We start from the raw sequence: 13,087 nt of genomic DNA, 5'->3' as shown, positions 1-13,087 counted from the left end.
CCCGCGGAGCGGGTTCCATACCGCTGCGCGGTATGCAAGCGAACACCCGCGCTGCGCGCGGGTGTTCAGCTCCCGCTCCGCGGGAGCTGAAGGGGGGCCGGTGCGCGGCCCCCCTTCAGCGGATTCCCCAGCGCTGCGCGCTGGGGGGAGGGGCTACACCGCTGCGCGGTGTACAGGAGAAGCCACACCGCTGCGCGGTTTCGTAGGCCGGAGCCATCACGCTGCGCGCGATGGCAGGCAAGGTACTGCGCTGCGCGCAGTACCACAGAAACCCGCTAAGGGAAACCCAACCCCCCCTGCATAGCATGGGAGTTGGGTTTCTGCTACACGGAAGAGAAGAAGCCGGCCGCTACGCGACCCACACCCCTTACCCCACAGAAGGGAAGAGGGTTTCGTCCGCTGCGCTCCCGAAACCAAAAGGACACGCTTCGCTGCGCGAAGCACACACCATGCAATGAAACAGAGACCCCAGGGGACGGTGGGTCCACTGCACTCCCCCACCAAAGATGAGGAGTACCCGGGACGTCGGCTACCTGTAGGTGACGCCAGCTACCTGTGACGAATTCTGCATCAAACTGATGCAGCATGTAACAACGGCAAAAATATAAGGTACCCCCAACAACCCTTACAGAAGCGTTTTTGACTACACATCAAACCGAAACCCACCCACACACAAAACACACAACCTTTAAAAGCTTCAACCCAACCACAGAACAGCAACCCCCCAAAAACCCGAAAGCCGAACAACCAGCGCACGGGAGACAACACAAGCCGCACGCCCCCCGCGCCGAGCGGCGAACCACCCACAGACACCAGCCACGCATCCCCCTGTCTGGCCGTCACAACCCCGCACCACCCCAGACTCAGCAACGCTCCAGCCACCCACCACCCGCACCCAAAGCCAGCCCAACCACGTCGGACCCGACCACACGATCGAGTGGTTGTCTGCGGAGACACACCCACCCTGACAACCCCACACAACACACCTCACAAACACACGGCGCCGCACACGAAGCCCCCTCAGTCACGTCGGATCCGGGCCACCAGTGCGGCGCAGACCGTCGACGGCCGCCAGCGGCAGTCAACTGGCAACGAGGCCCCCGGAGCCGCAGGAAGCCGCTGAGGGTCCCGTACGTACCTCCGTGGGCCGACTGCTCCCAGAGGCAAGAGCGGGGAGCAGTCACCCGAGCCGTCGGCGCGGTTAGCCCACGAGTCCGAGGCCCTGATGTGGCCCTCGCGCGCGCGTGCGTCTTAGGGAAAAGAGGGCCCTCACGAGAAACCCGTCCTGACCTGCGATTTTACGAGGAGGTATGTGTTGGTTCTGACACATCGACCCTGGGTTTTGTGCTCTCTCCGACACACAGAGAGTAATTTTCATCACGGAAACAGGGACAAATCTAGATCGTCCCTGATCAGACGCGTATCCGAGCGTCGTGATGCCCCGAGGCGTGTGTCGGCATCGACACCAGGGGGCCACGCGGGAAGGGATAATTGTCCCTGTCTGCGTGGCCAAAATCGACTAAAGTGCCGATGGACCAGGGAGATCGACGAAGCGGGGGGGCCATGGCGGGGGTACCCGGAGGCGCGAGGCGCTCCAACACCAGGGGCCCACGGTCCGCGAAGCAGGGCACTGAGCCTGCGAGTTCGAAGTCGCTTGCCGACAGCTTCGTGGAGGCGCTGGAACGCAATCCGCCGAAGCCTGGACGGCCTGTCCAGGCAGCGAGCGTGGAGTACCGCTACCGCGCGCCGCACGAGGCGTTCGGGCGCAACGGTTACAGTCAGGTCAGCAACGACTTCCTGTCAGACATCCTGGCCGTGCTGATCGCCCGGCACGGGATGTCTCCGGCCCAGTCGGCCGTGCTGGTGCTGTGCATGGGATGGCAGCGGAAGGGCCGATTCAAAAGCACTCACGCGAAGATCGCCACGCATCTGGGCATCGAGCGGGCGAACGTGACCAAGGCTCTGGGCAAGCTGGAGGGCTGGCACATGATCCAGCGTCGGCCGAACTCGATGATCCTGGTGAACCCGATCATCTGCTTCATGGGCAACGGTGACGTGCAGCAGGAGATCCTGGAAGCGTTACGGCAGGATGCCAAGGCCGCGCTCCGGAAGCACTTCCCCGAGATGCGGGAAGATGACGTGGAGGAAGCCGCCGAGGAGAGCTTCCCCCGATTCAAGCCGCCAGTGGCACCGAAGCCCCGTACGCGGCAGCTGGCGTTCGGTGACGACGTGGAGGAACAGGCATGCTGATCCAGGCTCACCTCGGGTACGCGATGTTGCACCGTCTGGGGCTCTCCAAGGCCGCCTACGACCTTCTGAGCACCATGGCCGAGGTCCAGCGCCCCGGAGGCGAAGTGAACGCCTCACAGGCCGAGCTGGCGCAGTCCGTGCCCCTCAGTAAAAACCGGACGTCGATCGCGATGAACCAACTGGTCGAGCGCCACGTCGTCCTGCGCCCCCACAACCGCTACCGCAGCTACTTCATCCACCCCTACTTCGCCGGGTACTCCAACCTGGAGGAGATGGAGGAAGCCCTGCACACGGCGAACGAGGCCATCAGAGCCGGCGAACTGCCCGAGCCCTCGCTCCCCGACGCTCCACGGCACCTGTCCGCCGTACCGGACCGCCGAACCGCGTAAACGTTTACTCCAACGAGCAGACGCCGATGGTGTGCCAGCCCTTTCGTTTCAGCACCCTGAAACAGAACGGTTTCGACAGCGCTACCGTCAAGTGGCCCGCTCCTGCCAACCCCACGCCCCACACCACCACGTGAGGGCGGGCGCGGGAAGCCCCGGGCCCCTTGAAGATTATAAAAGGAGCACCACTCTGACCTGCATAAACGTGAGATACGAATGCAGCCTGTCGTGAGCTGGGGATGAGCGGCGAGGGCCGGGGCGAGGAGCCGGTGGGCGTGCCACCAAACGCGGCGCGGTACGTCAGACGCCGCTCGAAACCACCTCAGAGGCGAAGGTCAATCCATAGCTGACGTTCAGGCGAGTTTCGTGTCGACGCTGCCGTGTTTCGGTGGCAATACTGCCACGGTTCTCCGTACTGCCAGTGGAGTAACCGAGTTTGACCAGCGCTCGCCTTTAGTCCGCGGTACAGCCCCAGTAGGCGACTTCGGTTGGTTCGCCATCCCGGTACAGCACTGTGCACCGGCCCACTCCACGGTCGATCGGGTCGAGCAGTCGACGCCACTCGGCTTCCCACTGGTCGTGTGTGGGCCGGCCGTCGGGAGCCCAGCTGCGTATCTCGTTCTCGGTCAAGGGGCGCATCATGGCGAACTCGTCACCTGCGTCGGCGTCGATCAGCGCGTAGAAGTCGAGCACCGTGCAGGTGCCTCCGGTCAGGATGTACTCCCGCCAGCCCTCGTCCTCCCACAGCTCGCCGATTCCCCGCCCCGGAAAGCCGTGATCATCCTTCGTCAACTCCTGGTGCTGAGCCTGTCGGAACGCCGCCGCCAGATCCTCCTGGTACGGCCCGGTCGCCATCCACGTGTTGCCGCCCACTGCAGAACCCCTCCCTCGTCGCCGACCCTCGGCCTCGACGCAGGCTAGCCACCACCACTGACACAGGCGGGCCGTAGCACCAGGTGAACCGCTTCGCCACGGACGTCGGCCGCTCAACGTCGGCGGAGACGGTGCGTTCGGTGTCCTGGTCCGGGCGGGCACTGCGGTCGCGCCGGCCACGTTGACCGAGCGGGAGACGGCCCATCAGCTGGTCGCTTCCCAGCCTTACCTTCTCGTCTCCCGCGGTCGCGCGCTCGTGAGTGGCATCGAAGACGTCAGAGGGGATGTTCTGGATGGCGTGATCGAGCACCCCGTGCCCGAGGGCCCCTGTGGGAACCTTCCGGACCGCGGTGGGTTCGAGGCACCGAACGGCTGACGTCGGCGGGCTTGGTTGGTCATCGGGGGGTCGTGGGTGGCGTAGTGTTGTGCCTACCGACGCGGGGTGGAGCAGCTCGGTAGCTCGCTGGGCTCATAACCCAGAGGTCGCAGGTTCAAATCCTGTCCCCGCTACTGAATGGTTTGAGGCCCGGATCCTTTGGATCCGGGCCTCATGCGTTTTCTACAGTTCGAACTCCAGGCTCAGGAGGTCGTTGATCTCCACCTCTCGCAGGGAGCCCGCTCGGCGGCCGTCGTCCTGGAAGTAGACCTCCCGGAGTGAGTTGGCCGCGATCTGCTGGAGTTCGTTGTCCGCGGCGCCCTGCTGCTGGGCGTCGAAGAGGCGGGCCGCGTACGGGGGCGGGAGGGCCACCGTGAGGTGTCGGATGCGGTCCTGGTCCGTGGTGCCTTCCGGAGCCCCCGTGTAGCCGAAGCGGGCGTGGATGTCGATAACGATGCCGGTCGTCGACGCCGCCTTCCGCCGGGCCCTCGCCTGGACCTGCGGCTGCCACCTGAGCTTCACCTCGCGCTCCAGGCGTGCGGCGAGGTCGGGCCGGGGCTTCTTGATCTGGTCCTTCACGTACCGCTCGACGGTGCGCTGGGAGATGCCGAGCAGCTGGGCGACCTGCCTGGTGCCGCCCAGCTGCCTGACCAGGAACCGCATCCGCGCGCCCGCGCTCTTCGGCACCGGGCGGGTGAACGCCTTGTGCACGGCCTCGTCGAGGCTGTCGTCGAAGTCGCCCATCGCCTACCTACTCCCCGCTGTCGGCATCGGAGACGATGCCGGCCTTGATGTAGCGGGCCAGGTTCAGTTCGGGCGCCTCGTACTGCTCCCGGACTCCCTCGCCCCACAGGACGGTCTGCGTGCCCTCGTGCTTGACCAGGCCCGGGTTGACGCCGAGCTTGAAACCGCCCGGCAGCGCCTTGCCCTGCCGGTAGGGCAGGAAGTCGAGCGGCGACGTGCCGTCCACGGCGTACACGACGCAGTCGGACAGGATCGCGACAGGGTACTGCCCCGTGAACGCCGCGTGCTTCACGACCTTGCGGTGGAGATTGACACGGGTACGGGAGATGACCGCCGCGCGGATGTCCGGCCGCCAGGTGGGGCGGGCCAGCGCCCGCCACGGCTCGCCCGGCCGCCAGCCCTCCCCGCGCGGGCGCTCACGCAGCTTGCCCAGGCCGCCCTTCACCGTCGCCTTGATCGCCGAGACGACGATCGCCAGCTCCGGATCGCGCTTCTTGTAGCCGTCCATCGCCTTGAGGAAGTCCTCCGGGCTCGTGTCGGCCCGGACGCCGAGGTCCGCCATCGTGGCGAGGTACGCGTCACGGAGTCTGGCGTACCAGCTGTCCAGGTAGCGGCCGTTGTCGTGGCGGACGTACGCCTCGGTGGGCGCCACCTCGTAGCCGAGCTCGACCGCGTACGCGACGGTGGGCGTCGCGTACCAGGCCGGGCCCGTCGGGCGGTCGCCCTTCGGCGTGAACGGCGACGGCAGGAGGTCGCCGCGGAGGTCCACCCACTCCTTGCCGACCTTCACGCGCGACAGGTCCACGTGGGAGAGGTCCACCAGCCACGCGCCCGGAAGCTTCGGGTCGAAGACCGGGTTCTTCTCGTGGGTCGGCGCGCCCAGGCCGACGATCAGGCCGTTCGCGCCGGCGGCGAACGCCATGTTCACGTCGAGGCCCACCAGGTGGGCGCGCATGCACTCGTCGTCGGTGAGCGGCCTGGCCCAGTCGTGCGCCTCCTCGAAGATCTTCTCGGCCGGCCCGCGGACGTAGAAGCGGGGCAGGTCCTTGAGGAGCGGGTGGCCGTCGATCGCTTCGCACGGCGCCGGGTCGACCGGCTCCTTGCCCAGGCTCCCGGGGTTGTGCTCGGAGTGCCGCTTGCCGTCCGCGTCGGGCTCGGACGCCCGGGTCGGCGGGTGAAGGGCCGTCATCAGCTCCAGGCCGGTCACCGCCGTGGAGCCCCGCGGCGTCATCACCCGCGCCGCGAAGACGCCCAGAACGCGGGCGAGGTCCGCCGGCGGGAGGGATCCGGCGCCGTCCCAGTGGCGGGGGTCGAGCGCGCCCCAGGACGGGATGCACAGCTGGACGCAGGCCCGCTCGGAGCCCGTGGCCGGACGGTAGATCCGTGCCCACGGCCCGAAGCCGCGCTTCGTCAGCTGCCACTGCGCGCGCTTCAGCTGCTTGACGACCTTGTGGGCCTCCGGGATCCGCCCGGCGGTCCGCTCCTCGGGGGTGAGGGACGTCGGGAGGCCGAAGCGGTTCAGCGCCGCCTCGGTGAGGACGAGGAGCGGGTCGGCGTCCTTGCCCGGGCCCGACAGCCTCGGCTGGCCCAGCCTGCCCTCGGTCAGCGTCCACTCGACCAGCGACGGGAGCGACTTGGCGGGGACCTCCAGGATCAGGCCGCCCTGGCAGTACGCCAGTACCTGGCCTGCGGCGTCGCCGTCGCCGTCGCCGTCGCTGTTCCTGTCGACATCGATTACCGCGAGGGGGCCGTTCGCGAAGCGGTCGTCCTTGACGGCGGTGGGGGTGGTGCCACCTGTTGTCCGAGCGCCCGTTGTCCGCGTGCCCCTTATCGGAGTAGCGGTGGGCTGCGGGGCGGGAGTGGGATCGGTGGGGGGTTCGGGGTCTTCTTCTTCCTCCGTCGCCTCCGCCTCCTCCTTTTCGTCCTCGGCCGGCGCCGGGTAGAGCTTGGCCAGGCCGTCCAGGAGGCGGGCGTACGCGTCGCGCTCCGGTGGACGCGGTTCCGTCCTGCCGGACTCCCAGCTGGTGACCGTGGCCCGGCGCACCTGGAGCGCGGCGGCCACCTCGTCGACTGTCAGGGCATGGGCCTGCCGCAGCCGCTTCCGCTCTTCCGGCGGCGGCAGGGCGGCGCGAGACGCCAGCAGTGCGTCGACCGCATCGAACAACCCGGGCATGAGAACACCTCCTCAGAGGAGCCTACCCTCGTCGTTTGTACTTTCCGCGCACATATGCCGCTCATATGGCGTACAACGTGCGTGCTCATCGCGTGCGGAACGCGTACGGCCGTGCCGTCCTACTCCGCCATCAGCCGATCGGCTGATGGCGCTTCGAGCTCGATGGGCGATGCCCCGGTTCCCTGCGGGGCGCCAGCATCTGCGTATGTCAGTCATCGAAGTCAGAGGCCTGCGCAAGGCCTACGGGGGCAGGACCGTCGTCGACGGTGTCGACTTCGCCGTCGAAGAGGGCGAGATCTTCGGGATCCTCGGCCCCAACGGTGCGGGCAAGACCACCACCGTCGAATGCGTCGAGGGCCTGCGGATCCCCGACTCCGGCACAGTACGGGTCGCGGGCCTCGACCCTATCGCCGACCACGACCGGGTCACCCGGCTCCTCGGCGCCCAGCTGCAGGAGAGCGAGCTGCAGGCCAAGCTCACCGTGCAGGAGGCGCTGGAGCTCTACAGCGCCTTCTACCGCAAGCCCACCGACTGGCGGCGGCTCGCGCTGCGCCTCGGTCTGACCGACAGCCTCGGCACGCGCTTCGGCCGCCTGAGCGGAGGCCAGAAGCAGCGCCTGTTCATCGCGCTCGCCCTCGTCGGCGACCCCAGGGTCGTCGTTCTCGACGAACTCACCACCGGGCTCGACCCGCGTTCCCGTCGTGACACCTGGCAGCTCATCGAGGAGGTCAGGGACTCGGGGGTCACGGTCCTGCTCGTCACGCACTTCATGGAGGAGGCGCAGCGGCTCTGCGACCGGGTCGCGGTCATCGACAAGGGCCGGGTCGTCGCGCTCGACACCCCGGCGGGAGTGATCGGCCGGGCCGCGAGTTCGACCGTCATCTCGTTCACGCCCTCGCTCCCGCTCGACGAGCGGGAGCTCGCGGAGCTGCCCGGCGTCGCCTCCGTGACCGCCTCCGCAGTCGCTTCCGTCGTCGCTTCCGGACGGGAAGGGGCTGAGCGCAGGTTCGTCATCAACGGGACCGACGAGACCGTCACCGCCGTTCTCTCGCTGCTCGCCAGGCACCGCATCACGGCGGGCCGACTGCGGGTCGCGGACGCCACCTTGGACGAGGCGTTCCTCGACCTCACCGCTCAGGAGGCATGACATGTCTGTTCCCGTGACCCCTGCCCCCTCCCCCGGTGTCGCTGATTCCGCCGGTTCCGTCAGGTCCGGTGCCTCCGCCGCCGTGCTCAGGTCCGAGGCCCGGCTCTTCCGCCGCGAACCCGCCGTGCTCTTCTGGATCATCGCGTTCCCCAGCCTGCTGCTCACGATCCTCGGACTCGTCCCTTCCTTCCGGGAGGCGGACGAGGCGCTCGGCGGCCGCCGGGGGATCGATCTGTACGTCCCCGTGGCCGTGGTTTTGTCCGTGCTCGTGGCTGGCGCGCAGACCATGCCGGGCGTCCTCACCGGCTACCGCGAACGCGGCATCCTCCGGCGCCTGTCCACCACGCCCGCCAGCCCCAAGTCCCTGCTCGCCGCACAGATCGTGCTCCACGGAGCGGCCATCCTGCTCTCCGTACTCCTCGCCCTCGCGATCGGCAGGCTCGCCTTCGGCGTCGCGCTCCCGGAGCAGCCCGCCGGCTACGTCCTGGCGATGTTCCTCACCGTGCTCGCCGGGCTGGCACTCGGCGCCGCCGTCTCCGCGCTCTCCCGCACCACGAAGATCGCGCAGACCGTCGGCACGATCGCCTTCTTCCCGATGATGTTCACCGCCGGTGTCTACGCTCCCGTACAGGTCATGCCCGAACTCCTCAGGGACGTCGTCGTGCTGACGCCGTTCGGCGCCGCCTCCCAGTCGCTCGACCAGGCGGCCGCGGGCGACTGGCCGAGCTGGTCGCACCTCGGGGTCACCGGCCTCTGGGCGGCTCTGCTGATCGGCGCCGCGGTCCGCTGGTTCCGCTGGGAATGATCGTGCGGGGCGAGGTCGAGGAGTGTGGGCTGGGGGCGGGCGGACACGGCATGCTTGACGCCATGACGAGCCAGGCACCCAGCGCCGAGGAACGGTGGGGGAAGTTCTACCGCTGGGGTCCCTACGCGCTGCTCGCCTTCGCCTCGGCGGTCGGCGCGGGCACCGCGTCCTTCTTCATGACCCGCGCTGAGATGTACGCGGCCGGGGTGCTCGTCGCGGGGGCGTTCGTCCTGCAGGTGTGGTGGGACAGGAATCGCTCGGAGCGTGCGTCCGGCGGGGCTTTCTACTACGCCGCACGTACCGCCCTCGCCTTCGTGCTTACCTGGTTGAACCCGCTCTTCTCCATCTTCGCGGTCATCGGCTACTTCGACGCCAACCACCTGCTGCCACCGCGCCGGGTCAGAGCCGGACTCCTCGTCACCGCCGTCACGATGGCGGGGTCTCAGTCCGGCGGGCTGCCCCCCGCCTCGGCGGCCGCGTGGATGCTCTTCGGGGTGATCTTCGCCCTCCATGCCGCGCTCGTCCTGATCTTCGGCACCCTCGGCGAGAAGGAGGCCGAGGAGGCCCGGGCCAAGGCCGCCACCATGGCCGAGCTGGAACGGACCAACGCCCGCCTGGAGCAGGCCCTCGCCGAGAACGCCGGGCTCCACACGCAGCTCCTGCTCCAGGCGCGCGAGGCGGGAGTCGACGACGAACGGCGCAGGCTCGCCGCCGAGATCCACGACACCCTGGCCCAGGGCCTCACCGGAATCATCACCCAGCTCCAGGCGGTCACCGCGGCCGACGATCCGGCCGTCGCCCGCGAGCACCTCGAACGTGCCCAGGCCCTGGCCCGGCAGAGCCTCGGGGAGGCCCGCCGCTCGGTGCAGGACCTCGGCCCCGGCGCCCTCGAGCACGACGCGCTGCACGAGGCCCTGAAGAAGACCGTCGCCGAGTGGTCCGTACGGGCGGGCGTACGGGCCGAGTTCACCGCCACCGGCACCGTCGAGCCCCTGCACGAGGAGATCGAGGCCACGCTCCTGCGCATCGGTCAGGAGGCCCTGGCCAACGCCGCCCGGCACGCCCGCGCCACCCGCGTCGGCGTCACCCTCTCCTACATGGACGGCGAGGTCACCTTGGACGTGCGCGACGACGGCCGCGGCTTCGATCCGCGCACCCTGCCTCCGCGGGGCGCGTCGGGCGGCTTCGGGCTCGGCGGGATGCGCGCCCGCGCCGAACGCCTCGCCGGGACCGTCGACATCGAGTCCGAGCCGGGGCAGGGCACCGCGATCTCCGCCCGCGTACCGTTGGTGCGCCATGACTGACCGGACGATCACCCTTCTCGTCGTCGACGACCATCCCGTCGTACGCGACGGGCTCCGCGGCATGTTCGACTCCGCGCCCGACTTCGAGGTGCTCGGCGAGGCCTCGAACGGCGTCGAGGCGGTGGAGCTGGCCGGCCGCCTCGACCCGGACGTCGTCCTGATGGATCTGCGGATGCCGGGCGGCGGCGGGGTCGACGCGATCGCCGAGCTCGCCCGCCGGGGTGCCAGAAGCAAGGTCCTCGTCCTCACCACGTACGACACCGACTCCGACACCCTGCCCGCGATCGAGGCGGGCGCCACCGGCTACCTCCTCAAGGACGCCCCGCGCGAAGACCTCTTCACCGCGGTACGCGCCGCCGCCGACGGCCGTACGGTCCTCTCCCCCGCCGTCGCGACCCGCCTCGTCTCCCGGGTCCGCGGCCCCTCCGTCACCCGCACCTCCCTGAGCGCCCGCGAGCGTGAAGTTCTCGGGCTGGTCGCCCGGGGCAGCGGGAACCGGGAGATCGCCCGCGCCCTGTTCATCAGCGAGGCCACGGTCAAGACCCATCTCACGCACCTCTACGCCAAGCTGGGCGTCAGCGACCGCGCGGCCGCGGTGGCCGCGGCGTACGACCGGGGGATCCTGGGCGACGGCCGGCAGGGCTGATCGCGGCGGTTCGACCGGTCCGCCGGTCGCGCGGTCGCTCCCGTCGTCCGGGGCTGTCGTGCCGTCATGGGCCGGTCTTCATAACCGGGTTATGAAGGTCCCCGCCGGGCCGGTCTTCATAACGGCGTTATGAGGATCCTCGCCCGGGCGTCCGTTATGGCCCGGTTGTGGAAGCTCTCGTTCGGCCGGTGCTTCATAACCCGGTTATGAAGCACCCCGTCTCGTCGTCCTTCATAACGCCGTTATGAAGGACGACGAGGCCATTTCGTCGGTGAACCTATCGTGTTGATGCTTGAAGCGATCTTGGATGTTAGTAAGGTGTCGCGTATGACTCAGCCCTCCCCCGGCGACCGCGAGAAGGTCGTCTCGAAACTTCCGGCCGAGCTGCAACGCGATCTGAAGGTTCGCAGCGCTCAGCACGGCATCGGCATCCAGAACGCCGTCGAAGCCGGCATCACCGCCTGGCGCGGGCTGGGCTCCAACCTGCCCCCCATCGACACCTCCGGCGCCAAGTCCTTCTCCACCTTCCTTCCCGAAGGACAGTGGGACGGCTTCCGCGCCGACTGCGCCGCCCGGGGCGTCTCCATCGTCCAGGGCCTCTCCCAGTCCGTCGCCCTGTGGCTCGACAAGAACCCGGCGCCCGCCGTCCTCCGGCCCCGGTACGTCCGACGCATCATCGTCTGCAACCAGAAGGGCGGCGTCGGCAAGACCGCCGTGGCGGCCGGCGTGGGCGAGGCGATGGCCGAGGACTCCGACCAGCTCCACATGGTCCGTATCTCCAAGCACCTCGCCGCCCTCATCGAAGAGACCACCGACGCCTTCGACTACGAAGAACTCCCCGGCCTCGGCCTCAGCGTGCTCCTCATCGACTTCGACCCCCAGGGGCACATGACCAGCCAGCTCGGTCACACGCCCCTGCCCATCGAGGGCGACAGCCTCACCAAGCACATGTCCGGCGAGGCCAAGGGCCGGCTGCAGGACCTCATCGTGCAGGTCGACGACGAGCGGTTCGGCGACCGCCTCCACCTGCTCCCCGCCTGCACCGACGCCTTCCTGCTCGACGTGAAGCTGTCCGGCGTACGCGCCCGGGAGGCCGCCCTGGAGCGCGCCCTCGGCTCCGTGGAACAGGACTACGACGTCATCGTGGTCGACTGCCCGCCGAGCCTCGGCCTCAGCATGGACGCCGCCGCCCACTACGGACGCCGGCGCGACGGGGAAGAGCCCGGCAACTCCGGCATCCTCGTCATCGTCCAGGCCGAGGACAGCTCCGCCGACGCGTACGACCTCCTCACGTCGCAGCTGGAGGACCTCCGTACCGACATGGCCCTCGACCTCGACTACCTCGGCATCGTCGTCAACCAGTACGACGCCCGCCGCGGCTTCATCGCCACCTCGTCGCTGCAGGGCTGGATCGACATAAAGGATCCCCGCGTCGTCGGCGTCATCGGCGACCTCAAGGAACAGAAGGAGGCCGTACGCATGAAGAGGCCGCTCCTCGCCTACGCCCCGCGCTGCGACCAGGCCGTCGGCATGCGCGCACTCGCCAGGGAGATCTCGTGAGCAAGGCCGAACTCCTCGGCGCCGGCAGTTCCTTCCAGCGGGCCCGACCGGTCAGCGCCCGCCGCGCCGCCATCGACCAGGCGACCAGCGCCCCCACGGAAGGCGTCGCCGCGCCCACCGAGCTGCCTCTCGACGCGGTCAGCCTGAACCCGGACAACCCCCGGAGCGAACTCGGCGACCTGACCGACCTGGCCAACAGCCTGCGGGACCACGGCCAGAAGACGGCCATCAGCATCATGACCCGCTTCGCCTACCTCCAGGCCCACCCCGGTCGCGAGGCCGACCTCGAGCCCGACACCCAGTACGTCGTCATCGACGGGAACTCCCGCCTCGCCGCGTCACGCGAGGCCGGCCTCGGCACGCTCAAGGTCATGCTCGACGACGAGCTCGGAGCCGATCCCGACGCCGTCCTCGAATCCGCGCTCGTCGCCAACATCCACCGCAGGGACCTCGATCCCCTCGACGAGGCCAAGGCCCTTCAGCAGCTCCTCAAGCTGCACGGCACGCAGGAGAAGCTGGCCGAGCGTCTGCACCGGACGCAGGCCTGGGTGTCCCAGCGGCTTGCCCTGCTGAACCTCACGCCCGCGCTGCAGCAGCGGCTGAAGGACGGGACGGAGCAGGCCGCGCACCTGCGCCGGATCGGGAACAGGAAGCCGGAGGAGCAGGAGGGCCGGCTGAAGGAGATCAAGGCGCGGGAAGCGGCGGCGAGTGAGGCCAAGAGGCGGGCCCGGCGGGACGGCGCGGACCGCGGAGCCGACGCGCAGGGGGTCGGCTCCGGATATAACGGCGTTATGAAGAGCTCGGGTGCCGAGCAGAGCGGCGC

At 69.0% G+C, this 13,087-nt stretch carries 11 protein-coding genes and 1 tRNA gene; 9 read left to right on the top strand and 3 right to left on the bottom strand.

Features of this window, described 5'->3' with window-relative positions; translation table 11 throughout:
• Positions 1–1,668 precede the first annotated feature (1,668 nt).
• Both ACIA8N_RS35255 and ACIA8N_RS35250 read left to right on the top strand, forming a co-directional pair.
• Entirely contained in the window at positions 1,669–2,250 is a 582-nt protein-coding gene (locus ACIA8N_RS35255) for a hypothetical protein (protein WP_365782960.1), read from the top strand.
• Positions 2,244–2,639: a hypothetical protein gene (locus ACIA8N_RS35250; protein WP_365782958.1), complete on the top strand. Its 396-nt coding sequence runs from the start codon at positions 2,244–2,246 to the stop codon at positions 2,637–2,639. Before ACIA8N_RS35255 ends, ACIA8N_RS35250 begins: the two co-directional genes overlap by 7 nt.
• Before the next feature lie 450 nt (positions 2,640–3,089).
• Here ACIA8N_RS35250 and ACIA8N_RS35245 read toward each other — a convergent pair whose 3' ends face one another.
• The gene (locus ACIA8N_RS35245; protein WP_365782956.1) at positions 3,090–3,509 is read right to left on the bottom strand and encodes a hypothetical protein; all 420 of its coding nucleotides are present in this window, start codon (positions 3,507–3,509) and stop codon (positions 3,090–3,092) included.
• Between the two features lie 436 nt (positions 3,510–3,945).
• On the opposite strand from ACIA8N_RS35245, the gene ACIA8N_RS35240 reads away from it, so the two are divergent.
• Positions 3,946–4,019: transfer RNA gene (locus ACIA8N_RS35240), tRNA-Met, on the top strand.
• A 49-nt stretch (positions 4,020–4,068) separates the two neighbouring features.
• Here ACIA8N_RS35240 and tpg read toward each other — a convergent pair.
• Both tpg and tap read right to left on the bottom strand, forming a co-directional pair.
• Positions 4,069–4,629 carry a telomere-protecting terminal protein Tpg gene (gene tpg, locus ACIA8N_RS35235; RefSeq protein ID WP_365782954.1) on the bottom strand — a complete coding sequence of 187 codons (561 nt, stop codon included), beginning with the start codon at positions 4,627–4,629 and terminating at the stop codon, positions 4,069–4,071.
• Between the two features lie 7 nt (positions 4,630–4,636).
• The gene (tap, locus tag ACIA8N_RS35230) at positions 4,637–6,802 is read right to left on the bottom strand and encodes a telomere-associated protein Tap (RefSeq protein WP_365782952.1); all 2,166 of its coding nucleotides are present in this window, start codon (positions 6,800–6,802) and stop codon (positions 4,637–4,639) included.
• 205 nt (positions 6,803–7,007) lie between these two features.
• On the opposite strand from tap, the gene ACIA8N_RS35225 reads away from it, so the two are divergent.
• The 6 genes from ACIA8N_RS35225 to ACIA8N_RS35200 all read left to right on the top strand — a co-directional run.
• A complete protein-coding gene (locus ACIA8N_RS35225) occupies positions 7,008–7,949 on the top strand; it encodes an ABC transporter ATP-binding protein (RefSeq protein WP_365782950.1) in 942 nt (313 codons plus the stop codon).
• 1 nt (position 7,950) lies between these two features.
• Positions 7,951–8,754 (top strand): ABC transporter permease, encoded by an 804-nt coding sequence (locus tag ACIA8N_RS35220; RefSeq protein ID WP_365782948.1) that lies wholly within the window; start codon positions 7,951–7,953, stop codon positions 8,752–8,754.
• 62 nt (positions 8,755–8,816) lie between these two features.
• Positions 8,817–10,058, top strand: a complete 1,242-nt coding sequence (locus tag ACIA8N_RS35215; protein WP_365782946.1) for a sensor histidine kinase — start codon at positions 8,817–8,819, stop codon at positions 10,056–10,058.
• Entirely contained in the window at positions 10,051–10,704 is a 654-nt protein-coding gene (locus tag ACIA8N_RS35210) for a response regulator transcription factor (RefSeq protein WP_365782944.1), read from the top strand. The genes ACIA8N_RS35215 and ACIA8N_RS35210 overlap by 8 nt, the downstream gene beginning before the upstream one ends.
• A gap of 327 nt (positions 10,705–11,031) precedes the next feature.
• Positions 11,032–12,264, top strand: coding sequence for a ParA family protein (locus ACIA8N_RS35205; RefSeq protein ID WP_365782942.1), 1,233 nt, complete (start codon positions 11,032–11,034; stop codon positions 12,262–12,264).
• Positions 12,261–13,087, top strand: an 827-nt coding sequence (locus tag ACIA8N_RS35200) for a ParB/RepB/Spo0J family partition protein (protein WP_399416883.1), incomplete at its 3' end; no start/stop codon positions are given. The genes ACIA8N_RS35205 and ACIA8N_RS35200, both read left to right, overlap by 4 nt.

Source organism: Streptomyces sp. NPDC051822 (assembly GCF_044452745.1).
Classification (GTDB): Bacteria; Actinomycetota; Actinomycetes; order Streptomycetales; family Streptomycetaceae; genus Streptomyces.
Note: the sequence above shows the minus strand (reverse complement) of the source record. Positions and strands in the feature narration are given on the sequence as shown.